Source organism: Streptomyces sp. NBC_00513 (assembly GCF_041431415.1).
GTDB lineage: Bacteria > Actinomycetota > Actinomycetes > Streptomycetales > Streptomycetaceae > Streptomyces.
In genome coordinates, this window is sequence record NZ_CP107845.1 from 1,703,465 (window position 1) to 1,728,503 (window position 25,039).

The following is a 25,039-nucleotide window of genomic DNA, read 5'->3' on the forward strand; positions in this document are numbered from 1 at the left end:
GCCGCCCGGAGGGGGCGGGCCCGGGGCCGCGGAAAGGACGCGCCGGTCGGGCGGGTGGGCTAGCTCCAGCTGGCGTGCAGCGGCTTGCCCTCGGCGTAGCCGGCGGCGGACTGGATGCCGACCACGGCCTTCTCCTCGAACTCCGCGAGGGAGCCCGCGCCCGCGTAGGTGCAGGAGGAGCGCACGCCCGCGATGATCGAGTCGATCAGGTCCTCGACGCCCGGACGGGTCGGGTCGAGGAACATCCGCGAGGTGGAGATGCCCTCTTCGAAGAGCGCCTTGCGGGCCCGGTCGTAGGCCGACTCCTCGGAGGTGCGGTTGCGCACCGCGCGGGCCGAGGCCATGCCGAAGGACTCCTTGTAGAAGCGACCGTCGGCGGACTGCTGGAGGTCGCCCGGGGACTCGTACGTCCCGGCGAACCAGGAACCGATCATGACGTTCGAGGCGCCGGCGGCCAGCGCCATCGCCACGTCGCGCGGGTGGCGGACGCCGCCGTCGGCCCAGACGTGCTTGCCGTACTTCTTGGCCTCGGCCGCGCACTCCATCACCGCGGAGAACTGCGGGCGGCCCACGCCGGTCATCATGCGGGTGGTGCACATGGCGCCGGGGCCCACACCGACCTTGATGATGTCGGCGCCGGCCTCGATGAGGTCCTTGACGCCCTCGGCGGCGACGATGTTGCCCGCCACGATCGGGACCTGCGGGTCCAGCGCGCGGACGGCCTTGATCGCGTTGATCATCGACTCCTGGTGGCCGTGGGCCGTGTCGATCACGATCGTGTCGACGCCCGCGTCGAGGAGCTGCTTGGCCTTGGCCGCGAAGTCGCCGTTGATGCCGACGGCGGCCGCGATGCGCAGCTTGCCCCGAGCGTCGGTGGCGGGGGTGTACAGGGTCGCGCGCAGGGCGCCCTTGCGGGTCAGGATCCCGACGAGCCTGCCGTCCTTGTCGACGGCCGGGGCCAGCTTGCGGTGGCCCGCGTCGAGCTTGTTGAAGGCCTCGCGCGGGTCGATGTCGGCGTCGATGAGCAGCAGCTCCTTCGACATGACCTCGGAGAGCTGGGTGAAGCGGTCCACGCCGGTGAGGTCGTGGTCGGTGACTACGCCGATCGGGCGGTTGTCGGCGTCTACGACGATGCCGGCGCCGTGGGCCCGCTTGGGCAGCAGGGACAGCGCGTCGGCGACGGTCTGGGTGGGCGCCAGGGTGATCGGGGTGTCGAGCACGTGGTGGCGGGTCTTCACCCAGGAGATGACGTCGGTGACGACGTCGATGGGGATGTCCTGCGGGATGACGACGATGCCGCCGCGGCGGGCGACGGTCTCGGCCATCCGGCGTCCCGCGATGGCGGTCATGTTCGCCACGACGAGCGGAATGGTGGTGCCGGTGCCGTCGGGCGAGGACAGGTCCACGGCCTGGCGGGAGCCGACCGCGGAGCGGCTCGGCACCATGAACACATCGTCGTACGTCAAGTCGTACGGCGGCTTCAGGTCATTGAGGAAACGCACGTGCTGAACATCCCAGTCGTTCGGAGGAGCCCGTCATGCCCGGGCGGGGCAGCCGAGGAAACGCACGTACTTCATTCTCCCATGTCCTGCTGTTCGTGCCGCCCGGGTCGATCGTCCAGGACATACCGGGCCGGGTGGTTCTTTCCTACGGGACGTTGGTCCCGAACCGGGCGGGCCGGGGCGTCCGGGCTGGGGCTTCGAGACCTGCGATCGGGGACGGTCCGCGGTCCGCCGGGCGCCGGTGGACGGGCCCTCGGCGCTCGGCGAGCGGGAACAGCGATCCGCCGTGCCGGACCGCCGTGAACTCGGCGGCGATGGCCAGGGCGGTCTCCTCGGGCGTTCCCCCGCCGAGGTCCAGGCCGATCGGTGAGCGCAATCGGGCCAGGGCGGCTTCCGTCACCCCCTCCTCCCGCAGCCGTCCGGCCCGCTCGGTGTGGGTGCGCCGGGACCCCATGGCTCCCACGTAGGCCAAGGGCAGCCCGAGGGCCAGGGCGAGCAGCGGGACGTCGAACTTGGCGTCGTGGGTCAGTACGCAGACCGCCGTACGGGCGTCCAGGCGCCCGGCCTCCCATTCCGCGGCGAGGTGCCGGTGCGGCCAGTCGACGATCACCTCGTCGGCGTCCGGGAAGCGGGCCCGCGTGGTGAAGACGGGCCGGGCGTCGCAGACGGTGACCCGGTGCCCGAGGAAGGCACCGATCCGCGCCAGGGCGGCGGCGAAGTCGATGGCCCCGTAGACGATCAGCCGGGGGCGTTCGGCGGCCGATTCGACGAGCAGGGTCAGCGGCTCTCCGCACAGCCCGCCGGCCGTCCCGAGCTCCGCGGTGCCGGTCCGCCCGGCCAGCAGGAGGGCCCGGACCCGCCGCGCGGCGCTCTCGTCGAGGGCCGGGGCGCCGCCGAGGCAGCCCTGGTAGGAACCGTCGGCGTGGACGGCCAGCGCCCGACCGAGCTGTTCCGGCGGCCCGGCCACCACCCTGGCCAGCGCGGCCCGCGCCCCGCCGACGGCGGCGTCGAGGACCGTGCGCAGGACGGGGCGCAGGGGGTCCTGTCCGCGCACCGGGGTGACGAGCACGTCCAGGACTCCACCGCAGGTCAGGCCGATCGCGAAGGCGTCGTCGTCGCTGTAGCCGAAGCGGTGCACGCCGCCTTCGCCGGAGGTGATCGCGTCGAGGCACAGTGCGTGCACGGCGGATTCCACGCAGCCGCCGGAGAGGGAGCCGAGGGCGGTGCCGGCGGCGTCCACGGCCAGTGAGGCGCCCGGTCCGCGCGGCGCGCTGCCGCTGACGGCGACCACGGTGGCCAGGGCGAACTCCCGCCGCTCGGCACACCACGCGCGTAGTTCCGCGGCGATGTCGAGCATCAGCGGATGTACTCGCGTCTTGTGGTCTGCCCGGGGATGAGGGGGCGCGGCGGCAGTACGGCGGGAGGCCGGCCGGGGGTCCTCGGCGGCCCCGGGTAGGGCAGGGGGGTGTGCGGTTCGGGGGCCCGGCCGGTGGCGCAGCCGAGCAGCTGTGCGGCGTGGGCGACGCTCGCGAGGGTGGCGTGGTGGTGCCAGCCCCGGAAGGAGCGGCCCTCGAAGTCGCGGATGCCGACGGGTTCGCAGGTCTCGGCGAAGTCCAGGGAGACCCGGTCGGTGAGTTTGGCGAGCAGGAAGAGCTGGGCGAGCGGCCGGTCCCCGATGTTCGTGATCCAGAACTCGGACGGCAGCAGGGCGGCTTCCGTCCAGGCTCCCACGAGCAGCAGTGGGGTGGGCGGGGCCGGCGGCGGCCGGTCCTCGGCGACGCCGGCGAGGATGGCGGCGGAGGTCAGCAGGGTCACCGCCCCCTCGGTGCGGCCGTGCCGGGTCCATTCCACGACGCGCCGCTGGGAGCGCAGCGAGTCGATGAGTTCGCGGGCGGGCGCGGTGTGCGGTCCGGGTTTGTGGCGGCCCGCGCCGCCGAAGGAGACGGGCAGCGACCCGTCGACCTTGAAGACGAACGGGATGTCCTGGAGGGCGAAGGACTCGACGCAGTAGGGCAGTTCGGCGTTGGACACCTCCATCACCACGGGGCGGCGCTGGAGTTGCCAGGTGGCGGCCATGCGCTGGACGGCGTGTACGGCGTCCTGTGCGGGGGTGAGAGAGCGTGCGGTGTCCGGGATGCCCGCCCGTGTGCGGCGCAGCAGTTCACTGGTCCAGGGCCCGGGGAGGGTGAGGGTCCATTCGACGGGGAAGCTTGCTTCGCTGGAGGCGAGCCAGATCCCGCCGGCCTGCTGACAGTTGGCGGTGCGGCCCAGTTGGGGGACGAACTGGCGGCCGACGCCCACGGAGGCGTCGCCGGCCTTCTCGATGACCATGGGCTGGACCACCCAGGCCAGGGGGCGCTGGGCGGTCCGTTCGAGGTGCTGTGCGAGGGACCGTCTGACGGGGGTCCAGTCCCACGGTGATTTGCTGATGAACTGCTGGAGACTTTGTTCGACGGAACTGGCCCCGGTTCCGGCGATGTTACGGATTGTTTTCTTCCCGGTGGTCCGCACCAGTCCATTCAGATAAACGCGGGCCCAGTTTCGCTGGTCCCGCCGGGGTAATGACTCGAAGAAGAGCGAGATCAGTACGTCGATCAAATCGGAGATTTCCTTCGTGGAATCCTCCGGCAGGACTACGCGAGCCATCTGGGCCTCCCCCGCGACCAGCTAGATCCAATACCCTACTTGACCGCGAAGAACGGCCGTAGGCCGAGACGGCTACTTCCTGAGGTCGCCGGCGGTTTCGAGCCGCTCTTCCTCTACCACGAGCGGGATGGGGATCTGGTTCGCCGCGTAGTAGAGCGCGATCAGGAAGTGTGCGACAAGAGTGAGTGGTGCGGAGTAGAACGACAAGAGCACTGTGAGGGGATACGCGATCGCGCCGAGGCCGAACCGCATCCGGGTCGCCCGCGCGCCCTCCTTGTCCACGCGTTCGTGGAACAGGTGGCCGACCCGTGTGACATACCACCAGAAGGCCAGGAAGGCCAAGGCGTAGAGCACGGTGATGGAACTGTAGAGGACTGCTGCGGCGTTGGCCGAACCGCCTTCCTCGACGAGGTGTTCGGCGAGCACGGTGGTGGTGTAGGGGATCACCGACACCACCATCAGCACCAGGAGGTTCAGGAACAACAGCGGTCGGTCGACGCGCTTGAGGTGACTGAAGATCGTGTGGTGGTTGACCCACATGACGCCGATGATCAGGAAACTCACCACGTATGCGGCGTAGTGCGGCCACTGCTCCCCGACACCGTGCCAGAAGTCGCTTCCGGTTTCCTCCGGAACCTTTAGTTCCAGAACAAGGATCGTGATGACGATGGCGAATACGCCGTCACTGAATGCCTCGACCCGCGCGGTTTCGCGTTCCATGACCTCCCCTTTGCCATTCGGTCGAACATGCGGAGAGGGCGCCGTCGCGCCCTCCCCGCACACGCTACCCAGATATTCGGGTTCAGCCGCCGAATCCGGCGGTCTGGCGCCAGATCCGGCCATCGCGGACCACGAGTGTCCCGAAAGCGTGCTCCGGTTCGCCGTCGAGGCTCATGATCGCCCGGTAGAAGATGGTGTCCTCGGTCTCGATGTACTCCTGGAGTTCGACCAGGGTGGGCTTGAGGGTGAGATAGCCGGTGAGCGCCTCCCGAACGGCCTCGATGCCCACCGCGGTCGCCTCGAAGCGCAACAGGGCCGCGTCGTCGGTGTAGTTCTTCATCACCGCTTCGATGTCCAGGGCGGCCAGCGCCTCCATCTGGCGGACGAAGACCGGGTGCAGTGTGGCGATGTCGTACTTGGGCATGTTCGACTCCGTTTCAACTGGTGAGGTTCCGCGCGGCGGTTGATGCCGGCGGCGTGGCGAGCGGCAGCCGGACGACCATCCGGGTCTCGCCGACGCGGGAGCGGGCCGCGATCGACCCGTGGTGGCGCTGGGTCACGATCCGGTAGCTGAGGTGCAGCCCCAGGCCCGTGCCCTTGCCCACGTCCTTGGTGGTGTAGAAGGGTTCGAAGATCCGCGGCAGGACGTCCTCGGGGATGCCCCGGCCGGTGTCGATGATCTCCACGACCATGCAGACGCCCTCGGCGAAGGCGCGCAGCGTGAGCGTGCCCGCGCCGTCCATGGCCTCGGCGGCGTTGTCGACCAGGTTGGTCCATACCTGGTTCAACTCTCCTGGATAGCCCGTCAGTTCGGGCAGTTCCTCGCCGTACGCGCGCACGATGGTGATGCCGGCGAGCTTGGCGCGCAGCACGACCAGCGTGTTCTCCAGTCCCTCGGTCACCGCGAAGCGCTGCTCGGGGGCCCGGTCGAGATTGGCGTAGTCGCGGGTCGCCGCCACGAGTTGGGAGATCCGCGGACCGGCCGCCCGCAGCTCGGCGGCCAGCGACCGGATCTCCAGCAGCGCCGCCAGATGGTCCAGGGCGGCGGGCAGGGCGGGCTCGCCGATCCCCTCCAGTCGTGACCACAACCAGGCCCGCCCCACTCCGAGGTCGGAGACGCCTGACCCGAGCAGACCCGGCCGTTCGGCGCCGGCGTCCTCGGCCCAGTCGGCGATCTCCTCCTCGTCGTCGGCCTGGGCCAGAGGGTCGCTGGTCTCCGTCGGCGGCAGTTTGTCCAGTTCCTCGGCCAGTCGGTCGAGGACGGCGCGCTCGGCTCCGTCGGCGGCGGCGCCCCAGGCGTGGGCGGTGAGGGTCAGCCGTTCCAGGGCGGGGGCCAGTTCCTGCGCGGCCCGGGCCACGGCGGCGGCCGGGTTGTTCAGTTCGTGCGCGAGTCCCGCGGCGAGGGTGCCGAGCGCCTCCACCGTGGCCCGTTTGCGGGCCTGTACCTCGGAGGACTTGATCCGCCAGGCCAGCACGGGGATGAGTACGGCGGCCACCCCGTGGCAGCGGGTCAGCATCTCGAAGAAGACCGCCTTCGGGTAGCCGACGACGGTGGTCGCCGGTCCGCTCGCGGCGGCGGTCGCCACGTACGAGCCGTCCGTCAGCAGCGGCAGTTCCCCGGTGAACCGGTGCGCGGCGGTGGGCTTGCCGTCGTGTTCCTCGGCCGCCGCGCTCTCCTCCTCGGTCGAGTGTCGGGTGAGCACCTCCTCCCGCCCGTCGACCACCTTGGTGACGACCAGCCCGCCGGCGAGCAGGACGTGGAAGCACGTGGCCTCGTCGCCGTCGCGGAAGAGGATCTGCCCGTCGGCGAGGACGCGGGGTTCGGAGACCGACACCAGCCAGTCGAGTTGCTCCCCGGTGAGTCCTTCGAAGATCTCCAGTTCGTGCAGGGCCGATCGCAGTTCCGCGGTGTTCCACGGTCCGGTGTTCACGGTGTGCTCCCCTCGGCCCTGACGCGGGCGGACAGCCGCAGGGTGACGATCAGGGCCAGGGCGCACACCCCGGCGACGGCGGCCATGAAGCCGACCGAGGTGCGGTGCAGTCCGTGGATGTTGGTCAGCATTCCGGCGAGGACCGCCGGGACGCTCATGGCGAGGTACGCGAAGACGTAGACGGCGGCGGTCAGTTCGCCCCGGTGTGCGGGGTCCGCCAGGGCGCTGAGCGCCCGGAAGGAGCCGAGGAAGGCCGCGCCCCAGCCGCAGCCGAGGACGGCCGTGGCGACGAGGAACACCGGCGCCGAACCGAGACCCAGCGCCAGCAGGACCAGGGCCAGCCCGGCGAGGAGTCCGCACAGTCCCAGCACGGCGGTGCGCAGCGCCTCGGTGCGGCCGAGGAGCAGTTGGGCGCCGGTGGCGGCGCCCGCGAGCAGGGCCACGGTGGCTCCGCCGACGAGGTAGTTGGTGCTCCGGAGCAGGGACAGGGCCAGGTGCGGCCCGAGCGAGAGGTAGAAGCCGCCGACGGACCAGACGGCCACGATGGTCAGGACGAGCACGGCGAACCGGCCGCGGGAGGCGGCCGGCACCCGGATCCGGTGCGGGACCACGCGGAACCGCCCACCGGCCCCGGGAGCGCTCTCACGCATCCGGACCACGCCCGCAAGCGTGACGGCGAACGCGCCGATCAGCAGGAGGTAGCTCAGCACGGTCGGGGCGGGCGCGTACTGGACGAGCAGCCCGGCCCCGAGCCCGCCGAGTCCGATGCCCACGGTCGGTCCCGCGCTGTTGACCTGGGCGCCGAGCGCCGGCCGCGAGGGCGGGGTGAGTTCCAGCAGGGCGGCGCCCATGGCGCCGGTGGCCAGGCCCACGGCCAGGCCCTGCACGGCGCGGGCGGCGAGCAGCAGCGCCAGTCCCTGGGCCCCGGCGAACAGGGCCATGGAGACGATCGCCAGGATCAGTGCGGCGCCGAGCATGGGGCGCCGTCCGAGGGTGTCGGACAGCGACCCGAACAGCAGGAGTCCGCCGAGCACGGTGACGGCGTACAGGGCGAAGACCACCGTGATGGTGCCGGAGGACAGGCCCCACCGCTGCTGGTAGAGCACGTAGAGGGCGGAGGGAACGGAGGAGGAGAGCATCAGCAGGACGAGGATCGCGCCCACCACGCGGAAGCCGGGGCCCGTTGTCGCTCGGGCGGGCGGGCCGGTCGGCTGCACGATGTCCCCCGCGGTCGTCTCGGTCGGTTCGGCCACTGCGTCAACTCCCCCGTGGTGTGCGGTGGTCAGGCGAGTGCCTGGGCCCTCGCCAGGGCGCGGGCGGTGAGCACTCCCGCGAGGTGGCCGAGGTACTCGGCCGAGGTGCCGCGTCCCGGGACGAACAGCTCCCGGGGTTCGGCCCGGAACGCCGCGAGGACGGTGTCCGCGGTGTACGGGCCTTCGCGCAGCCGTTCCTCGACGCCGCGCGGGCGCAGGGCGCGGGCGGTGGCCCCGGTGACCGCGATCCGCGGCCCGTCCGGGGTGATCCGTACGGCGACGGCGCACAGCGGGTAGCGGGTGGCGCGGTCCGGGGCCTTCTCGAAGGCGGCGGCCCGCCCGCCGGGCGGGAGCAGCAGTGCGGTGATCACCGCGCCGTCGGGCACCCCGGAGACGGCGAGCCGCTCGGCGGGGAGGGTGGAGCGGCCCGCGGGGCCGGCGAGTTCGACGACGGCGCCCGCGGCGATGGCGGCGACCGGCAGGTCGGTGGCGCGTCCGCCGGCGGCCAGGTTCCCGCCGGCGGTCCCCAGGTTGCGGACCTGGGGGTCGCCGTTGGCGCGGGCGGCGGCCGCCAGCTCGGGTGCCTCGGCCGACACCAGCGGGTGCGCGGCCAGTTCGGCGAGCGTGGTCAGCGCTCCGATGCGCAGCCCGTCGGCGGTGCGTGCGATGCCCCGGAGTTCCTCCAGGTGCCGTACGTCGACCAGCAGCCGGGCCCGGTCGGCGCCGGAGCGCAGGTCGGGCAGCAGGCTCTGGCCGCCGGCGAGGACCCGGGCGCCCGGGGCGCCGGCGAGCAGGGTCAGGGCCTCGTCGAGGGCGACGGGCCGTACGTAGTCGAATTCGGTGAGGATCACCGGGCTTCCCCTCTCAGGCGGCGCCAGACCTTCTCGGGGGTGACGGGCATGTCGATGTGGATGACGCCCAGGTCGGAGAGCGCGTCGACGACGGCGTTGACCACGGCCGCGGCGGGCGGGACCGTGGCGATCTCGCCGGCCCCCTTGGCTCCGAGCGGGTTGTGCGGGGACGGGGTGGTGGTCTTGTCGAGGGAGAAGAACGGCGCGTCGAAGGCCCTCGGCAGGGCGTAGTGGCCCAGGTCGGAGCTGAGGAGCAGGCCGTTCTCGTCGTACTCGGCGTGTTCCATCAGGGCCTGGCCGAGCCCGTGCACGATGCTGCCCTCGATCTGGCCGAGCACCACCTTCGGGTTCCCGATGTTGCCGGCGTCGTCGACGGCGGTGTAGGCCACGACCTCGGTCTCGCCGGTCAGTTCGTCGATCTCGACGACGGCGACGTGCGTGCCGAAGGGGTAGTTGAAGTCCGGCGGGTCGAAGTGGGTGGTCTCGTCGAGGGCCGGCTCGATCTCCGGGGGCAGTCCCCAGCCGTACCACATGGCCATCGCCAGTTCGGCGAAGGTCTTGGTGTTCTCCTCGTTGCCCTCTTCGTACACCTTGCCGCCCGCGTAGACGACCTTCTCCTCCGGTACGCCGAGGAAGACCGCGCCGGCCTTGACCAGCTTGCTCTTGATCTTCCGGGCGGTGAGCGCGATGGCGGGCGCGGCCATGCTGTAGGAACGGGACCCGTAGGTGCCCTGCCCGTAGGGGGCCTTGAGGGTGTCGCCCTCGTAGACCTGGACGGTGTCCGGGTCTATGCCGAGTTCGTCGGCGGCGACCTGCGCGAAGACGGTGCCGTGGCTCTGGCCGGTGGAGGCGGAGCCGACGGTGACGGTGACCTCGCCGGTCGGGTGGACGCGGATGTTCGCGCTCTCCCAGGTGCCGCCGAGCATGCCCTCCTTGGACATCCGGGTGGACGGCCCGACCCCGCAGACCGCGACGTACGAGGCGATGCCGACGCCGAGGCGCTTGCCGCGGGCGCGGGCCTCGGTCTTGCGGGCGGGCATGTCGGCGTAGCCGGACAGTTCGATGGCCCGGTCGAAGTTCAGCCGGTAGTCCCCGGAGTCGTAGGTCCAGCCGAGCCCGTTGTCGTACGGGAACTTCTCCTTCGGCACCAGGTTCTTGCGGCGGACGGCCGCCGGGTCCATGCCGATCTCGGACGCGTACCGGTCGACGAGGCGTTCCATCAGGAAGGCCGCCTCGGCGCGCCCGCTGCCGCGTTGGGCGCCGAGCGGGACGGTGTTGGTGAAGGCCGCGTAGACCTCGCAGAAGGCCGCGTCGATGTCGTACATGCCGCTGATGGAGCGGCCCATCAGGGCGGTGGCGACGCCGGGGCCGATGGTGGAGGGGTACGCGCCCAGGTTGGCGTGGCTGGTGGCCCGCACGGCGGTGATCCGGCCGTCGCGGGTGCCGGCGAGGGTCACGTGCTGGCGGTGGTCGCGGCCCTGGACGGTGGAGTTCATCAGCCCCGTGCGGGTGTCCACCCATTTCACGGGCCGGCCCAGCGCTTTGGAGAGCAGCAGGACGAGCGGCATGTCGGGGTACAGGTAGCCCTTGGTGCCGAAGCTGCCGCCGACGGTCGGGGCGACGACGCGGAGCTTGTTGAACGGGATGCCGAGGACCAGCGCGGCGAGCAGGAAGCGGTGGTTGTGCGGGCCCTGGGTGGAGGCGTACAGGGTGTACTCGCCGGTGGCGGGGTCGTAGTCGCCTACCGCGCCGCGGGGCTCGATGGGGCTGTTGATGGTGCGCTGGTTGACCAGGTCCAGTTCGACGGTGACCTCGGCCGCGGCGATGGCCGCGTCGGTGCGGTCCTTGTCGCCGCAGGTCCAGTACGCGTTCAGGTTCCCGGGGACGGCCTCGTGCAGTTGGGGCGCGCCCTCCCGGAGGGCCTCGTCGGCCCGGGTGACCACGGGCAGCGGCTCGTACTCCACGTCGATCGCGGCCAGTGCGGCGGCGGCCTGGCGCGGGGTCTCGGCGACGACCGCGGCGATCGGGTCGCCGACGTGCCGGACGGCGTCGCCGGTCAGTACCGGGCGGGCGCCGGGAAGTCCGTAGGGGTGGGGCGGGAAGTGGCTCTCCACCCCGCCGGGTATCCAGATGCAGGGCAGCGGCATCACGTCGGTGAAGTCGGCGGCCGTGGCCACCTTCAGGACGCCCGGGAGCTGCTCCGCGGCCTTGGTGTCGATCGAGAGGATCCGGGCGTGGGCCACCGGACTGCCGAGGATGGCCATGTGGGCCGTTCCGGGCAGGTCGATGTCGGCCACGTACTTGGCCTCGCCGCGCAGGAGGTGCGGGTCCTCGCGGCTGTCCAACGGTCGACCGAGCACTCCCTGTCCCTGAAGGACGCTCTCCCCCGTCGCTGCGGTCATCTCCCTCAACCCTCCTGTCCGGAAGCGGCGGTCACGGCGTCGGCCATGGCGTCGCAGACGGCGTCCGTCCCGGGGGCCGCGGCCCGGGCCGAGGCGCAGGCGCGCTGCACGCCGCGCACGACGCCGTGGTAGCCGGTGCAGCGGCACAGGTTCCCGGTGAGCCACTCGCGGATCTCGGGTTCGGTGGGGGCGTCGCCGTCCGCCGTGTTCTCCACGAGTTCGCCCAGGGCCATGACCATGCCGGGCGTGCAGAAGCCGCACTGGGTGCCGTGCTCCTGCCGCAGGGCCTCCTGGAGGCCGGTCAGTTCGCCGCCCGGGGTGGCGACGCCCTCGATGGTGGTCACCTCGGAGCCGGCGGCGGCGACGGTGAGGACCAGGCAGCTCTTCGCGGACCTGCCGTCGAGTCGCACGACGCACGAGCCGCACTGTCCGGTGTCGCAGCCGACCTTGGTGCCGGTCAGTCCGAGGCCGTCGCGGAGCCGCTCCACGAGGAGTTCGTTCGGCTCGGCGGTGAATTCCCTGGGTCTTCCGTTGACATTCAGTGTCAGATCCATGCGAGCGCCTGCGCTTCCGTGAGCGGCTTGTCGAAGAGCGGACCGCCGGGCTGTTGGAGAATTCCTCCGGAATGGAGCGGTCCGGTGTCCACGGGCACGAATCCCAGATCCGTGATGATTCCCGCGACGATTCCTTTCGCCTTTTCGTCGTCGCCGGCGGTGAAATGGGCCAGACGCTCGCCTCCCGCGGTGCCGGCGACGGCGAGGGTCTCGAAATGCATGGTGTTGAGGGATTTCACGATCCGGGCGCCGGGATACCACTCGGCGACGAGTTCGCTGGATCCCCGGGCCGGGTCGCGGGGGGTGTCCGGTCCGCCGAAGGCGTTGGTGGCGTCCACGAGCACGGTGTCCCGGACGGCGTCCTGGGACAGCAGTCCGCGGACGGCTTCGAAGGGGACCATCAGCACCGTGACCTCGGCCCGGGCGGCCACCTCGGCGGGGTGCGCCGCCGAGGCCGTCGGGCCGAGTTCGGCGATCAGGGGGTCGAGCGAGCGCGGTCCGCGCGCGTTGGCCAACACGACCTCGTGGCCCGCGGCCACGAGGATCCGGGCCAGTGTCGAACCGATCCGCCCGGTGCCGATGACGCCTGTCCTCATTGACGCTCCTCCGTGAACGGTGGTGGGTCGATCAGTCCATGCCGATCCAGACCGACTTGGTCTGGGTGTAGCTCTCCAGGGATTCGGGCCCGCACTCGCGGCCGTATCCGGAGGCCTTGTAGCCGCCGTACGGCACGGAGGGGTCGTACTGGTTGTAGCAGTTCACCCAGACCGTGCCGGCCTTGATCTGCGAGGCGACCCGGTGGGCGCGCCGCAGGTCCTTGGTGTGGACACCGGCGGCGAGTCCGTACGCGCTGTCGTTGGCGATGCGCACGGCGTCCTCCTCGGTGTCGAAGGGGATGATCGACAGGACCGGGCCGAAGATCTCCTCCTGGGCGATGCGCATGCCGTTGTCGACGCCGGTGAACACGGTCGGCAGGAAGTAGAGGCCCTGGCTGGAGGCGCCCTCGGGGGTCCAGCCGGCGCCGCCGGTGCGCAGGATCGCGCCCTCCTTCTCGCCGACCTCGATGTAGGAGCTGACCTTGTCGAACTGGCCGCGGTGGGCCAGCGGACCGAACAGCGTCTCGGGGTCGCGGGGGTCTCCGGGCTTGAGGGCGGCGGCCCGGCGGACCAGCCGTTCGACCATCTCGTCGTGGATGGGGCGGTGCAGGAGCAACCGGGAGCCGGCGGTGCAGATCTCGCCCTTGTTGTAGTAGATGCCGAAGAAGGCGAGTTCCTCGGCGGCGTCGAGGTCGGCGTCGGCGAAGACGATGTTGGCGGACTTGCCGCCGAGTTCCATCGTCACCTTCTTCAGGGTGCCGGCCGACTTGCGGATGATGGCCTGGCCGACGACGGTCGAGCCGGTGAAGGCGATCTTGTCGATGTCCGGGTGGTCGGTGAGGGTCTCCCCCAGTTCCACCCCCGGACCGGTGATGACGTTCAGCACCCCGTCCGGGATCTCCGCCTCCTGGAAGAGCTCCGCGATCTTCAGCGCGGTGAGCGGGGTGGCCGGGGAGGGCTTGTGGACGACCGTGTTCCCGGCCGCGAGGGCCGGGGCGATCTTCGTCATCGAGAGCAGCAGCGGGAAGTTGAAGGGGGTGATGGCGCACACCACTCCCAGCGGTTCGCGCAGGGTGTACGCGAGCTGTCCGCCGGCCGGCGCCCGGGAGGAACCGTCCACCCGGGTGACCGCGCCCGCGTAGTAGTGCATGAGCTGTGCGGCCATCGGGGCGTCGACGGTGCTGGAGAAGGCGAAGGGTTTCCCCATGTCCACCGTCTCCAGCAGCGCGATCTCCTCCAGGTCCCGCTCGATGAGTTCACCGACCCGGTTCAGTCGCAGCGCGCGTTCCTGGGCGGACAGCCTGCTCCAGGGCCCTTCCTCGTACGCCTTGCGGGCGGCGGCCACGGCCGCGTCCGCGTCGGCGGCGGCGGCCTGGGCCACCGGCACGATCTCCTGCCCGTCCACGGGGCTCACGTCCGGTTCGGTACGGCCGTCCCGGGCCGGGACCCATTGGCCGCCGATGAACAGCTTCCCGGGGTTGGCCAGGGGCTTGCCGCTCAGCTCGCGCTTGGTCATGGCTGCCTTCCGGTGTCGTGTGCGGGGGCGTGTCAGCCCTTCGCGAGCTGCTGTAAGAACGTCTCGGCGAGGGCCTTCGAGCTGTACGGGTTCTGGCCGGTGGTCAGCCCGCGGTCCACGACCACGTGCGAGTCCCAGATCGCCTCGGCCTTCTCGTACCGGGCGCCGAGCCTGGTGAGCTCGACCTCCAGGATCAGCGGGAGCCGGCCGGCCATGTTGGTGACCAGTTCCTCGCTGTGCGAGAAGGCGGTCATCAGGTAGCCCTCGAAGGGCCAGCGGCCCTCGCCGTCGCGCAGGGCGAGGAGCGCGGTGTGGCCGTGGCACACGGTGGCGAGCGGCTTGTCCTGGGCGATGACCCAGCGCAGGATCTGCGCGAGTTCGTCGGACTTTGGCAGGTCGCCGATGGCTCCGTGACCACCGCTGACGTAGACGCCGTCGTACTGCGCGATGTCCTTCTCGCCGAGGGATTCCAGCGCGAGGGGGTGTCGCAGTTGGTCGGTCGCCTCGATGACCCGGACGTACTCGGCGGCGTTGGCCGCGTCCTCGTTCGGGGAGCCCGCCGGGCGGACCCACTGGAGGAACTGCGGGTCGATGCTGGTCGGGTCGACGGTGGGGGCCACTCCACCGATCGTCGCCACGTCCACGGTGTGACCCGCGGCCCGGAACAGCTCATGGGGAACCACGAATTCCTCGGCCCAGAATCCCGAGGGGTGTTGTTCCCCGTCCAGCAGATGAAGCGTGGCCTTTGCCGTCATGACGACGAGAATCTTCATGATTCTCTCCTAGTTCTGGATTCGCTGCCGATTCAACACGCCCCCTGCTGGAGGCGTAAGGGGAAGGCGTCAGGCCCGTGATACTTCGTCACGTGCGTCCAACGCCGACAGGATCGCGCGGAATTCACCGACCAGGGAGTGGTCGGGATGGGCTTCTGCAAATATGCGTTCTCCGTAGAGCGCCGCCATTTCCGGCACATACGGAAGGATTCCGGCGAGCGGCGCCCCGTAGACGTCCTCGGCCCGCCGTCGGACCGCGGCCCGGTCGATGCCCTCGGGCGCCATGCTCAGGACCAGGGCTCGCCGGCAGGCCAGCCGGCCGACGAGGGCGATGGTCTCCTCGACCCCGGAGAGGTCGATCCGGTCCGCCCGCGCCATGATCATCACCACGTCGGCGCTCGCCATCGCGGTCACCGATTCGTTGTTGAGGCCGGCGTGGGTGTCGAGCAGCAGCACGTCGAGCGCGAAGTGCCCGGCCAGCCGGTCGAAGCCCTCCGGCAGGAGCCCCACGTCGTACCCGGTGGACATCAGCTCGCGCAGGGCCGGGGTCCCGGTCCGGGCCGGCACGACGTACAGCCCGGGCAGTCGGGTCCGCTGGGCCGCGGCCTCGATCTCGCAGCGTCCGAGCAGGTAGTCGGCGAGCGAGCCCGCGCCGGGTGGCAGTCGGAAGAGCAGGTCCAGGGTGGGCGACTGGATGTCGGTGTCGACCACCCCCACCCGGCGCCCCCCGGCCGCGATCAGCAGGGCGAGGTTGGCCAGGGCCGAGGACTTCCCGGTGCCGCCGCGGTGCGAGTGCGCCGCGATGGTCCGGGTCATCTACGCCACCACCCTGTGACCGGCGCCGTCCACGTGCGGCCCCCGCGCCGCACGTGGCCGGTGCAGGGCCAGCATGGTGACGTCGTCGTGCTGTTCGGCGGTGCCGGTGTGCTCGCGTACCGCCCGGTCCATCCGCTCGACCGTGTCCTTGCCGCTCACCGGGGGGCCGGCGAGCAGTTCGAGCATGCGCGCGTCCCCGAGGAAGGCCCCGTCGGGACAGCGCGCCTCAGGCACCCCGTCGGTGAAGACGAAGAGGGTGTCGCCGGGGTTCACCTGGGCGTAGCCGAGGGTGTAGACGCAGTCGGGCAGCACCCCGACGGCCGGTCCGGTGACGTCCAGCGGGACGGGTACGTCGCCCGAGCCGGAGAGCAGCAGGGGCGGGTTGTGGCCGCCGTTGATGTAGACGAGGCTCCCGGTGAGCGGGTCGAGCACGCCGAAGAACAGGGTGGCGAAGTACCCCTGTCTGAGGTGGTTGCGGGTGAGGTAGCCGTTGGTGGCGGTGACCGCGTTGAGCAGGGGGGTGGCGCCGACGACGGGGGTGCGCCGGCCCCCTCCGGTGCGGCCCGCCGCCATCAGGTGCTGGAGGCCGCTGTTCTCGGCGGTGTGCCGCAGCAGTGAGCGGATCAGCGCCATGAAGAGGGCCGCGCCGACACCCTTGTCACAGACGTCGGCGACGACGACGGCGAGGCGGCGCCCCCGGGAGAGTTCGAAAACGTCGTAGAAGTCCCCGGCGACCTGGCGTGCGGGCCGGAAGCAGACGTCGATCTCCCAGCCGTCCGGGACGGGCAGCGATTCGGGCAGGAAGCCCGCCTGGATCTCCCGACCGATCTCCAACTCCTTCTCGTATCCCATGAGTTCCGCGCGGGCGTCGGCCTCCCGCAGGGTTCGTCCGAGTCCGGCGCGCTCGGAGCAGCTGTGCAGTCGGGCCCCGACCAGGGCCGGCAGGAACGGCGGTACCAGGTAGTCGTGCCCGAGCCGCACGTGTTCCTCCAGCGCGGTGAACCCGGCCACCGTCCAGACGACCACGATGGGGGCGCCGGCCCGGCGGCGCAGCCTGCGCACGGCCACCCGTACGGACTCCCCGTCGGCCTCGGCCGGGGCGAGCAGCACGTCGGCGACGGGCAGCGTCTCCTGGCGGTCGTGCAGCAGTTGCGACAGCGTGCGCGAGACGGGTTCCGCGTCCATCAGCCTGAGCGCGTCGAGCAGTTCGGCCGGGGGCGGGGGGTACTCGTCAAGGATGATCACGGTCGTGGAGGGCATGGATCCGTCCCCTCGGCCTTCACGGTCAGCGTGCTGATGTTGCGGCTGTCCCTGCGGGCGTAGTGGTATGCGTCCACGCTGGTCAGCGCGAGATGAATACCGAGGCCGCCGACCCGCCGCCGCTGCGGGGGGACCCCGGCGGCGGGAGGCAGGCGCCCTGCGACGGGGTCGAACGCGGGCGCGGTGTCCTCGATGACGATCCGCACCCCGTCCGGGCCGGAGCAGCCGCGGACGGTGATCCGTCCGTCGCCGCCCCGGTATCCGTGCATCACGATGTTGGTGGCCAGTTCGTCCACGGCCAGCCGGATCCGGTACGTGGCTCTCTTGCCGAGCCCGGCCCGGCCGGCCAGCCGCAGGACGAACGCGGCGATGTCGCCCAGTGCCCCCACCGTCGCGGGCACCTCCAGCACACAGGGCTTCCTCGCCAGTTCGACCATGTCACCCACGGCCGTCACTCATCGGTGAGGATGATGCTCCGGTCCAGTCCGGCCGTGCGGATGGTCCGGGAGACGGGCTCGATGGCGCCGACCACCTTGATGGTGACGTGGTCGGCGACCTTCTGCTGGGCGAAGACCAGTGAGCGCAGTCCGGCGCTCGCCATGTAGCCGACGCCGGCCATCCGGATCTCGACGGTGCTGGTGCCGTGACCGGCGGCCTTCTCGATGGTCTGGTGGAACTCCGGTGCGGTCTTGGCGTCCAGCTCGCCCGTCAGTTCGATCACGGTGGTGTCGCCCTCGATGCTCAGGGACACGGAAAGCGGCATGTCAGGTCTCCTTCGGTCAGAGGGTCCCGGTCGTCTCGGGATCGTTCGCGCGGCCCACGAGGATCACCACCGAGCGCGGGCCGATCAGGTACTTGCCGGCGTTGTCGAGTTCCTGCTCCGCCCCGGGGGTGCGGATGTCGTACGGCGCCTCGTTGCCGGTGTCGGCGAACAGGTGCCAGCTCCGGCCTCCCGGCAGGGCGGGCAGTTCCAGGTCGTGCGACTCCCAGTGCGCGTTCATGGCCACGTACACCACGTCGTCGTCGCCGGTGCCGCAGCGGGCGACCGCCAGCAGCCGGGCGTCGCCGGACCAGTCGGGTTGCCAGGCCCGCTCCCCGTGCCAGCTGATGTCCGGCAGACCGAGGCCGTCGCGCATGCGGCCGGTGGGGTGGACGGTGGCGCGCAGCTCACGGTGGCGCTTGCGGAAGGCGATCATCTCGCGCGTGAACCGCAGCAGGTCGGCGTTCTCGTCGACCTGGTCCCAGTCGAACCAGGAGAGTTCGTTGTCCTGGCAGTAGGTGTTGTTGTTGCCCTGCTGGCTGCGTGCGACCTCGTCCCCGGACAGCAGCATCGGAATGCCCTGGCTGGTGAAGAGGATGGCGAGGGCGTTCTTCATCTGGCGTTCGCGCAGAGCGTTGATCCCCGGGTCGTCGGTCGGCCCCTCGACGCCGCAGTTCCAGCTGGCGTTGTCGTTGCCCCCGTCGTTGTTGCCCTCGCCGTTGGCCTCGTTGTGCTTGTCGTTGTAGGAGACCAGGTCGGCGAGCGAGAAACCGTCGTGCGCGGTCAGGAAGTTGACCGACGCGGAGGTTCCGCGCCCGGAGTAGAGGTCGGGCGAGCCGGCGATGCGGGTGGCGAGTTCCCCGGTCACCCCGGGATCGCCCTTGAGGAAGCTGCGCACGGTGTCGCGGTACTTGCCGTTCCACTCCGCCCAGCGGCCGTACGCCGGGAAGTTGCCGACCTCGTAGAGGCCGCCCGCGTCCCAGGCCTCGGCGATGAGCTTGGTGTGGCGCAGGACGGGGTCGTAGGCGAGGAGTTCCAGCAGCGGCGGGTTGGGCAGCGGGGTGCCGTCCGCGGACCGGCCCAGGATGGCGGCGAGGTCGAAGCGGAAGCCGTCGATGTGGTAGTCGGCGACCCAGTGGCGCAGGCAGTCGAGCACGTAGTTGCGCACGACGGGGTGGTTGCAGTTGACGGTGTTGCCGGTGCCGCTGAAATTGAAGTAGTACCCCTCGGGCGTGAGCATGTAGTACGTGGCGTTGTCGAGCCCCTTGAAGGAGATCGTCGGGCCCTGCTCGTTGCCCTCGGCGGTGTGGTTGAAGACGACGTCGAGGATGACCTCGATGCCGGCGGCGTGCAGGTCCTTGATCAGGGTCCGGAACTCGTCGCCCTGCATCCCGTAGCGTCCGGTGGCCGCGTAGCCGGCCTTGGGCGCGAAGAACGACACGGTGTTGTAGCCCCAGTAGTCGTAGAGCTTCTCGCCCGTCTCCGGGTTGCTCCGCGGGTTGTCGCTCTCGTCGAACTCGAACACCGGCAGCAACTCGATGCAGTTGACCCCGAGTTCTCTCAGGTACGGGATCTTCTCGCGCAGCCCCGCGAAGGTGCCCGGGGCGGTGACCCCCGAGGAGGGGTGTCGGGTGAAGCCGCGCACGTGGGCCTCGTACACGACGAGGTCCTCGGCGGGGATCCGCAGCGGGGTGTCGTCCGCCCAGTCGAAGTCCTGGAGGCAGACCCGCGAGCGGTACTGGTAGCCGCGGCCCCGGTCGGGTTCCACGCCCCACACGTCGCGGCCGGCGATCAGCCGGGCGTAGGGGTCGGAGAGGATCTGGCGGGCGTCGAAGCGGTGCCCGGTGACGGGGTCGTAGGGGCCGTCGGCCCGGTACCCGTACTCGATGTTCTCGTGGTCGAGGCCGAAGACCGTCATGGCGAACACGCTGCCCGTGCGGAACTCCTCCGGGAACTCCAACTCGGCCATCGGCTCGGGCTCGCCGCGCCGGAACAGGACCAGGGTCATGGAGGTGGCCTGGTCGGAGAAGACGGAGAAGCTGACCCCGCCGGGGACCACGTTGGCCCCGAAGGGGAACGGCTTGCCCGCCCGGACGCGGTACCCGCCCACCTCGTGGGTCGGGTACGCGTCGACGCGCAGCACCTGCTCGGACCGGGACTCGGTCATCGCGCGGCCTTCGCCTTGGCCTTGGCCTCGGCGGCCGCGGCCTCGCCGGCCGAGAAGAAGTCGAGGAAGCCGGTGGCCGACATGACGAACCGGACCTCCTCGCTCACCCCGTACAGGGTCACCGCGACGCCGGCGTGCTGCGCCTCGCGGTAGACGACGAGCAGGGTGCGCAGACCCGCGCTGGAGACGTAGTCGACGGCGGTGAGGTCGATGCGCAGTGGCCGGCCCTCGCGGACCAGCGGCAGCAGGGCCTGGAGCAGTGCGCCCGAGGTCTCGCTGTTGATCTCGCCGGTGGCGACGAGCACGGTGGCCGTCTTGTTCCGACGTTCCTTCACACTCAGTGTCATTGTCTTCCCCTCGTGTCGGGGCGCCCCCCGTTGAGCGCTACTTCTGGGTGACGGGCCGGAGCCGTACCTTGACCTTGACCCGTCCCTGGACGTCGGGCAGGCGGACGGTCAGGCCGTCCGCGTCGAAGTCCGTCCACGGCTTCTCGTCGATCTCGACGGACGCGACGGCCACGGATCCCGCGGGGAGCAGGTCGGGCGAGACGCGCAGCACGCGGTCGGGCAGGTTCGTGGGGTCGGGTTGGAAGTGGAAGTCCATCTCCCGACCGTTGACGAGCAGGTTGTTGTAGACGGCGGAGAGGTAGCAGAGTTCCGCCGAGTGGTACATCGACATCGAGTGGCTGCCCTTGAGGCGCTCGGTGCCGAGGAGGTACGGCGTGCCGCCGGCCAGCACGTTGAAGTAGACGGCGCCCTCATCGTGGTCGAGGAAGAAAGTGTTGTAGAAGGCCTCCGCCTGTCGGGCCTCGCGCCGGTACGCGTCCCCGCCGACGGTGCCGTTCAGGATGAGGTAGGCGAGGATCGCCTGTTCCTGCTGCCACCAGGCCTTGCGGTCGTGCCAGGCGAAACGGTGTGTCTCCTCGTCGCCGGACCTGGTCCGCTCGACCACGTCGTACCAGCCGCCGCGCTGCACGTCGCTGCCGACGGCCGGCATGATGTCGCCGATCCTGCGCGCCAGTTCCTCGTAGGCCGGCTTGGCCTTCAGCGAGTTCATCCGCATCAGGTTCCAGGCGATCTTGAGGTTGTGACCGACGACGGCGCGGTTCTGCTGCCAGCTGTGCTCCGTGTCGGCCGACCAGTCGCGGTGGAAGCGCTCCTGGACGAACGGGCTGTTCTTGTAGTCCGGGAAGCGGTCCGCGATGGTGTCGAAGGTGTACTCCAGGAAGTCGGCGTACTTCTGCTCGCCGGTCGCCAGGTACAGGTTGATCAGGTAGGCGGGCGCGTGGTCGCCGACCGAGTTCCAGTTCTTGCGCTCCGCGTTCTCCCCCAGCGACTCGTGGTCGGCGCTGAAGAGGATCGGGTCGATGTGCGAGTAGTAGCCGCCCTGCTCCGGGTCGTGGAAGAACTTGTCGAAGAGCCGGATGGTGGCGTCGGCGTCGTTCTTGATCCGGACGTCGCCGGTTATCCGGTAGGTCTGGATCGGGCCGGCCAGGGCGTAGATCTGCTCGTACATCGGGATCGCGTCGTAGTCGTCGGAGAACTCCGAGGTGAACAGCTTGCGTTCGCTGTCCCCGTCCACGCTGATGCCGTGGTACCAGAAGACCACGTCCTCCTCGCTGTCCACGACCCGCATGTGCTTGCGCAGGTACTCGGTGCCGCGCTCGGCGACCTCCAGGTACTCGTCCTTGCCGGTCAGCAGGTAGGCCGAGGCCATGCCGTAGACCAGGCGGGAGATCGTGTCGGTCTCCTGGACATGACTGGCCGTCTTGTCCCCGCCGAGGCGGATCTCGGTGCGGTACTCGGTGAAGTCCACCGGGCCGTCGCCGAACTGCGCGCGCCGGTAGAAGGTGGCCAGCGACTCGATCTGCTTGATCCACCAGCTCGGCTCCTCGAACCGGTAGTCCTCCGCGCCGCGTCCGAGGAACACCAGCCGCTTGGCGTCGAACCGGCCTCCGTGCTCGGGGTAGTGGATGCCGTAGACGTAGAGGAAGCGGCCGGGCGAGAGCATCTCGTCGAGGTGCCCGGAGGCGTCGACGTAGGGCTCGTCGAGGTTGCGGACCAGTTCGGCGCTAGGGTCGCCGGCCAGCGACACCTCGAAGGCGCGGCCGTCCGCGGTCTTCAGGCCGAGCAGCCGGGTTCCGGAGTCGAAGCGGCTGACGTAACCGGCGATGGTGTCGGAGAAGGAGAAGCTCACGGCATCCGCCATGTCATGCACCGTCCGTTTCGTTGAAGGGCCCACCGGGCTGTCGCGGCGTGCCGTGCTCGTCCTCGTATCCCTGGCTGACCTCGACGATCACCCCGTCGGGGTCGCGGACCCACACGGTCCGCCAGCCGTGGATGAAGTCGTCGAAGTCCATTGGTCCCAGGGTCACTTCGGCCGCGTCCCCCAGCTCCGCCAGGAACGCGTCCACGTCGTCGGTCTGGAAGGCCAGGTGACGCAGCCGCCCGGGCGCCTGGGGCCCGTCGTCGTGGGCGGGGATCGCCGGCTCCGTGCCGGCCGCGAAGAGTTCCAGGTACGCGTCCCCCTGGCGCAGGAAGACGATCGTCGACTCTCCGAGGTCGACCACGCGGGCCCGCCGGAAGCCGAAGTACCGGGTGTAGAACTCCTCGGTGGCCTTCTGGTCGGCGCAGTTGAGGCCGACGTGCGACCAGACCACGGCCGCCATCAGTCGGCGCCCCGGCCGCGGCCGGCCGCGATCAGCTCGATGATCCGCCGGGCGAAGAGGTGGTGGTGGGCGCCGGTGCGGCCGGTGACCAGGTCGCCGTCGACGACCACGTCCTCGTCCACGTACTGGGCGCCCATGTTCCGGACGTCACCGACGAGGTTGTTGTGGCAGACGACCTTGCGACCGCGGATCTTGTCCGGGATCGAGGCGGCCAGCCACATGCCGTGGCAGATGATCCCCTTGAGGACCGTCGGTTCCTCGAAGGCCCTGCGCAGCAGCTCCGTCGCCGGCGCGAGCACGTCCACGTCCTCGGTGTAGCGCAGCCGGTCGGCCACCATGCCCGAGGGCACGATGATCGCCGCGTACCGGCGCAGTTCCTCGTCGGTCAGCCCCTCCAGGGAGCGGTCGGCGGTGAACGGCGCCCGGTACTCGTGCCCGGTGAAGGTGAGGGAGTCGTTGCCCCAGAGCCGGGTCAGGAAGTCGACCTCGGCGCCCTCCTCGGCGAAGCGGTGTCGGTAGTAGAAGATCTCCGGTTCGTAGAAGTCGCTCTCGACCAGGACCGCGATCCGGGTCCCGGACAGCGCTCCCTCGCGCGGTACGGCGTCAGGCACGGGACTCTCCCTTGAGGAAGTCCGCCGCGCGCTCGGCGATCATCGCGATGGCGGTGTGGCAGTTGCCCGACGGGACGGCGGGCATCACGCTCGCGTCGACGACGCGCAGGTTGCGCACGCCGTGCACCCGCAGCTCGGGGTCGACGACGGAGAGGTCGTCGATGCCCATGCGGCAGGAGCCGGCCTGGTGGTGGTAGCTCTCGGACTTCCGCTTCACGAAGGTCCGCAGGTCCTCGTCGCTCACGAAGCCGGGACCGGGCTGGAGTTCCTGCTTGTACCAGGGCGAGAAGGCGGAGGTCGCGAAGAGCTCCCGGGCGATCTTGACGCCCTGCACCATCCGTTCCAGGTCCCAGCGGTCGCCCAGGTAGTTCGGGTCGATCAGCGGGTGGGCCAGCGGGTCGGCGCTCGCCAGCCTGATCCAGCCGCGCGAGACGGGGCGTACGACGCCCGGCAGGATGCTGACCGTGTTCGGGTGGTCCTGGCCGACGATCACGTCGAACGGCACGTGGACGAAGGCGATCTGCAGGTCGGGGGCGGGCAGGCCGGGCCGCGAGGACAGGAACAGAGCGCTCTCGGAGAGGTTTTGTGTCGGCGCCGGGAGCGGCTGGGTGACCTCGGCCATCAGCCCGGTCAGCACGTGGTTGTGGAAGTTCTCCCCGACGCCGGGCAGGGCCGCGGTGACCTCGATGCCGTGGGCGCGCAGTTGCTCCGGGTGCCCGATGCCGGAGAGCAGCAGCAGTTTCGGGGACTCGATGGCCCCCGCCGCCACGACGACCTCCCGGCGGGCGCGTGCGGTGTGTGTCCCGGGCGAGCCGGAGTCGCCGTGGCCGTCGCGGACGGTGCGGCCGGGGAACTCCGCGGGCGGGGCGAGGCGGGTGTACTCCACGCCCGTGCAGGTGTTCCCGTCGAACAGCAGCCGGGTGCTCTGCGCATGGGTGCGCAGGGTCAGGTTGGGGCGGTCGAGCGCCGGTTCGAGGTAGGCGGCGAGGGCGCCCTGCCGGCGGCCGTCGGCCACGTCGATGTGGTGCCAGCCGGTGCCGAACAGTCCGCGCCGGGGGCCGTCGGTGTTGAAGTCGGCGATCTCCTCGTGGCCGAGTTCCACGGCCGCGTCGATGAAGGCGCGGGAGGTCGGGTTGGGGTGGTGCCGGCCGGCGTGCGTGATCCGCTGGGGGCCCCGGGTGCCGGTGGTCGCCGCGGTGGCGTCCTCCTGTCCCTCCAGCCGGGCGAACCAGGGCAGTACGTCCTCGTACGACCAGCCGGCCGCGCCCTGGTAGGCCCAGTTGTCGAAGTCCGAGGCGTGGCCCCGGACGTGCATCATGATGTAGAGGTTGCTGCTGCCGCCGGGGGCCTTGCCGCGGGGTTCGTAGGTACGGCGGCCGTCGAGTCCGGGCTGCGGGACGCTGGTGTACCCCCAGTCGAGGGGTCCGCCGAGCAGCTTGTACCAGGAGGAGGGGTCGTCCACCTCGGGCGGGATGCGCGGGCCTCCGGCCTCCAGGACGAGGACGGTGACGTCGGGGTCCTCGGAGAGCCGGTTGGCGAGCACGCTGCCGGCGGTGCCGGCGCCGACCACGATGTAGTCGTATGCGTCCACGGTCATCGCGGGGCCCCCTCAGTCCCGGCTCAGGACTTGGAAGGGGACCGTGTCGTGGTGGTTCGCCATGTAGGCGATCTTTCCGTCCACGATCCGGAAGAAGTTCATGACCTCGGCCTCGATGGCCCCGCCGTTCGCCGCGACGGCGGTCAGGTGGGACACGGCCGCGGCCTTCTCCCCGTCGACGAGGAAGTGCACGGGCTCGTTCCGGAAGACCCGGTACATCGTCCCCATGCCCTTCATCATCGAGCGCAGGGTCTCCAGGCCCTCGATGTGGCCGGCGAGCTGCTCGTCCATGACCTGGTCGTCGGCGAACAGGTCGCACCAGCGGTCCCAGTCACCGGCATTGGCGTACTCGTAGTACTTCCGAAGGATCTCGGTCGAGCTCTCTCGTGCGTCCGACGCGCTCATCGCGCTCCTCC

At 70.7% G+C, this 25,039-nt stretch carries 24 protein-coding genes; all 24 read right to left on the reverse strand.

The features are described from left to right. Window positions 1–59: 59 nt before the first annotated feature. Entirely contained in the window at window positions 60–1,502 is a 1,443-nt protein-coding gene (locus tag OHA84_RS08050; protein WP_053676578.1) for a GuaB1 family IMP dehydrogenase-related protein, read from the reverse strand. Between the two features lie 145 nt (window positions 1,503–1,647). Further along, entirely contained in the window at window positions 1,648–2,859 is a 1,212-nt protein-coding gene (locus OHA84_RS08055) for an XdhC family protein (protein ID WP_266972409.1), read from the reverse strand. Next, window positions 2,859–4,148 carry a transposase gene (locus OHA84_RS08060; protein ID WP_266951471.1) on the reverse strand — a complete coding sequence of 430 codons (1,290 nt, stop codon included), beginning with the start codon at window positions 4,146–4,148 and terminating at the stop codon, window positions 2,859–2,861. The genes OHA84_RS08055 and OHA84_RS08060 overlap by 1 nt, the downstream gene beginning before the upstream one ends. Window positions 4,149–4,220: 72 nt before the next feature. Continuing rightward, entirely contained in the window at window positions 4,221–4,868 is a 648-nt protein-coding gene (locus tag OHA84_RS08065) for a TMEM175 family protein (RefSeq protein WP_053676581.1), read from the reverse strand. Window positions 4,869–4,950: 82 nt separating this feature from the next. Continuing rightward, window positions 4,951–5,292, reverse strand: coding sequence for a nuclear transport factor 2 family protein (locus tag OHA84_RS08070; RefSeq protein WP_266972406.1), 342 nt, complete (start codon window positions 5,290–5,292; stop codon window positions 4,951–4,953). 13 nt (window positions 5,293–5,305) lie between these two features. After that, on the reverse strand, window positions 5,306–6,799 hold the full coding sequence (locus OHA84_RS08075) for an ATP-binding protein (RefSeq protein WP_266972404.1): 1,494 nt from the start codon (window positions 6,797–6,799) through the stop codon (window positions 5,306–5,308). Then, window positions 6,796–8,052 carry an MFS transporter gene (locus tag OHA84_RS08080; RefSeq protein WP_371591331.1) on the reverse strand — a complete coding sequence of 419 codons (1,257 nt, stop codon included), beginning with the start codon at window positions 8,050–8,052 and terminating at the stop codon, window positions 6,796–6,798. Before OHA84_RS08080 ends, OHA84_RS08075 begins: the two co-directional genes overlap by 4 nt. Before the next feature lie 29 nt (window positions 8,053–8,081). Beyond that, complete coding sequence (locus OHA84_RS08085; protein ID WP_053676585.1) at window positions 8,082–8,903, reverse strand: xanthine dehydrogenase family protein subunit M; 822 nt, start codon at window positions 8,901–8,903, stop codon at window positions 8,082–8,084. Beyond that, window positions 8,900–11,305: a xanthine dehydrogenase family protein molybdopterin-binding subunit gene (locus tag OHA84_RS08090; RefSeq protein ID WP_266951463.1), complete on the reverse strand. Its 2,406-nt coding sequence runs from the start codon at window positions 11,303–11,305 to the stop codon at window positions 8,900–8,902. The genes OHA84_RS08085 and OHA84_RS08090 overlap by 4 nt, the downstream gene beginning before the upstream one ends. Window positions 11,306–11,310: 5 nt before the next feature. Continuing rightward, window positions 11,311–11,859 (reverse strand): (2Fe-2S)-binding protein, encoded by a 549-nt coding sequence (locus tag OHA84_RS08095; protein ID WP_266972400.1) that lies wholly within the window; start codon window positions 11,857–11,859, stop codon window positions 11,311–11,313. Continuing rightward, window positions 11,850–12,455 (reverse strand): NADPH-dependent F420 reductase, encoded by a 606-nt coding sequence (locus OHA84_RS08100; RefSeq protein WP_053676588.1) that lies wholly within the window; start codon window positions 12,453–12,455, stop codon window positions 11,850–11,852. The genes OHA84_RS08095 and OHA84_RS08100 overlap by 10 nt, the downstream gene beginning before the upstream one ends. Window positions 12,456–12,486: 31 nt before the next feature. Then, window positions 12,487–13,971: an aldehyde dehydrogenase gene (locus OHA84_RS08105; RefSeq protein ID WP_053676589.1), complete on the reverse strand. Its 1,485-nt coding sequence runs from the start codon at window positions 13,969–13,971 to the stop codon at window positions 12,487–12,489. Between the two features lie 32 nt (window positions 13,972–14,003). Beyond that, window positions 14,004–14,744 (reverse strand): type 1 glutamine amidotransferase domain-containing protein, encoded by a 741-nt coding sequence (locus OHA84_RS08110; RefSeq protein WP_266972397.1) that lies wholly within the window; start codon window positions 14,742–14,744, stop codon window positions 14,004–14,006. Between the two features lie 69 nt (window positions 14,745–14,813). Next, on the reverse strand, window positions 14,814–15,560 hold the full coding sequence (locus OHA84_RS08115) for a MinD/ParA family protein (RefSeq protein ID WP_053676591.1): 747 nt from the start codon (window positions 15,558–15,560) through the stop codon (window positions 14,814–14,816). Then, entirely contained in the window at window positions 15,561–16,820 is a 1,260-nt protein-coding gene (locus OHA84_RS08120; protein WP_266951456.1) for a PP2C family protein-serine/threonine phosphatase, read from the reverse strand. After that, entirely contained in the window at window positions 16,802–17,257 is a 456-nt protein-coding gene (locus OHA84_RS08125) for an anti-sigma regulatory factor (RefSeq protein ID WP_063839467.1), read from the reverse strand. The genes OHA84_RS08120 and OHA84_RS08125 overlap by 19 nt, the downstream gene beginning before the upstream one ends. 14 nt (window positions 17,258–17,271) lie before the next feature. Continuing rightward, window positions 17,272–17,583, reverse strand: a complete 312-nt coding sequence (locus OHA84_RS08130; protein ID WP_053676593.1) for an STAS domain-containing protein — start codon at window positions 17,581–17,583, stop codon at window positions 17,272–17,274. A gap of 16 nt (window positions 17,584–17,599) precedes the next feature. Further along, the gene (gene glgX / locus OHA84_RS08135; RefSeq protein WP_234349930.1) at window positions 17,600–19,747 is read right to left on the reverse strand and encodes a glycogen debranching protein GlgX; all 2,148 of its coding nucleotides are present in this window, start codon (window positions 19,745–19,747) and stop codon (window positions 17,600–17,602) included. Then, a complete protein-coding gene (locus OHA84_RS08140; protein ID WP_053676594.1) occupies window positions 19,744–20,094 on the reverse strand; it encodes an STAS domain-containing protein in 351 nt (116 codons plus the stop codon). Before OHA84_RS08140 ends, glgX begins: the two co-directional genes overlap by 4 nt. A 37-nt stretch (window positions 20,095–20,131) precedes the next feature. Next, window positions 20,132–21,955 (reverse strand): AGE family epimerase/isomerase, encoded by a 1,824-nt coding sequence (locus OHA84_RS08145; RefSeq protein WP_053676595.1) that lies wholly within the window; start codon window positions 21,953–21,955, stop codon window positions 20,132–20,134. Window position 21,956: 1 nt separating this feature from the next. After that, window positions 21,957–22,415, reverse strand: coding sequence for a VOC family protein (locus OHA84_RS08150; protein ID WP_053676596.1), 459 nt, complete (start codon window positions 22,413–22,415; stop codon window positions 21,957–21,959). After that, the gene (locus OHA84_RS08155; RefSeq protein ID WP_078998584.1) at window positions 22,415–23,026 is read right to left on the reverse strand and encodes a DJ-1/PfpI family protein; all 612 of its coding nucleotides are present in this window, start codon (window positions 23,024–23,026) and stop codon (window positions 22,415–22,417) included. The genes OHA84_RS08150 and OHA84_RS08155 overlap by 1 nt, the downstream gene beginning before the upstream one ends. Then, window positions 23,019–24,623: a GMC family oxidoreductase gene (locus OHA84_RS08160; RefSeq protein ID WP_266972393.1), complete on the reverse strand. Its 1,605-nt coding sequence runs from the start codon at window positions 24,621–24,623 to the stop codon at window positions 23,019–23,021. Before OHA84_RS08160 ends, OHA84_RS08155 begins: the two co-directional genes overlap by 8 nt. A 12-nt stretch (window positions 24,624–24,635) precedes the next feature. Then, on the reverse strand, window positions 24,636–25,028 hold the full coding sequence (locus OHA84_RS08165; RefSeq protein ID WP_053676598.1) for a nuclear transport factor 2 family protein: 393 nt from the start codon (window positions 25,026–25,028) through the stop codon (window positions 24,636–24,638). Between the last annotated feature and the right edge of the window lie 11 nt (window positions 25,029–25,039).

Coding starts and splice junctions, on each gene's coding strand:
- OHA84_RS08130 (WP_053676593.1), bottom strand. CDS start 17,583: ATGCCGCTTTCCGTGTCCCTGAGCATCGAGGGCGACACCACCGTGATC.
- OHA84_RS08150 (WP_053676596.1), bottom strand. CDS start 22,415: ATGGCGGCCGTGGTCTGGTCGCACGTCGGCCTCAACTGCGCCGACCAG.
- OHA84_RS08070 (WP_266972406.1), bottom strand. CDS start 5,292: ATGCCCAAGTACGACATCGCCACACTGCACCCGGTCTTCGTCCGCCAG.
- OHA84_RS08090 (WP_266951463.1), bottom strand. CDS start 11,305: ATGACCGCAGCGACGGGGGAGAGCGTCCTTCAGGGACAGGGAGTGCTC.
- OHA84_RS08105 (WP_053676589.1), bottom strand. CDS start 13,971: ATGACCAAGCGCGAGCTGAGCGGCAAGCCCCTGGCCAACCCCGGGAAG.
- OHA84_RS08115 (WP_053676591.1), bottom strand. CDS start 15,560: ATGACCCGGACCATCGCGGCGCACTCGCACCGCGGCGGCACCGGGAAG.
- OHA84_RS08125 (WP_063839467.1), bottom strand. CDS start 17,257: ATGGTCGAACTGGCGAGGAAGCCCTGTGTGCTGGAGGTGCCCGCGACG.
- OHA84_RS08060 (WP_266951471.1), bottom strand. CDS start 4,148: ATGGCTCGCGTAGTCCTGCCGGAGGATTCCACGAAGGAAATCTCCGAT.
- OHA84_RS08055 (WP_266972409.1), bottom strand. CDS start 2,859: ATGCTCGACATCGCCGCGGAACTACGCGCGTGGTGTGCCGAGCGGCGG.
- OHA84_RS08095 (WP_266972400.1), bottom strand. CDS start 11,859: ATGGATCTGACACTGAATGTCAACGGAAGACCCAGGGAATTCACCGCC.
- OHA84_RS08145 (WP_053676595.1), bottom strand. CDS start 21,955: ATGGCGGATGCCGTGAGCTTCTCCTTCTCCGACACCATCGCCGGTTAC.
- OHA84_RS08110 (WP_266972397.1), bottom strand. CDS start 14,744: ATGAAGATTCTCGTCGTCATGACGGCAAAGGCCACGCTTCATCTGCTG.
- OHA84_RS08160 (WP_266972393.1), bottom strand. CDS start 24,623: ATGACCGTGGACGCATACGACTACATCGTGGTCGGCGCCGGCACCGCC.
- OHA84_RS08165 (WP_053676598.1), bottom strand. CDS start 25,028: ATGAGCGCGTCGGACGCACGAGAGAGCTCGACCGAGATCCTTCGGAAG.
- OHA84_RS08065 (WP_053676581.1), bottom strand. CDS start 4,868: ATGGAACGCGAAACCGCGCGGGTCGAGGCATTCAGTGACGGCGTATTC.
- OHA84_RS08100 (WP_053676588.1), bottom strand. CDS start 12,455: ATGAGGACAGGCGTCATCGGCACCGGGCGGATCGGTTCGACACTGGCC.
- OHA84_RS08140 (WP_053676594.1), bottom strand. CDS start 20,094: ATGACACTGAGTGTGAAGGAACGTCGGAACAAGACGGCCACCGTGCTC.
- OHA84_RS08120 (WP_266951456.1), bottom strand. CDS start 16,820: ATGCCCTCCACGACCGTGATCATCCTTGACGAGTACCCCCCGCCCCCG.
- glgX (WP_234349930.1), bottom strand. CDS start 19,747: ATGACCGAGTCCCGGTCCGAGCAGGTGCTGCGCGTCGACGCGTACCCG.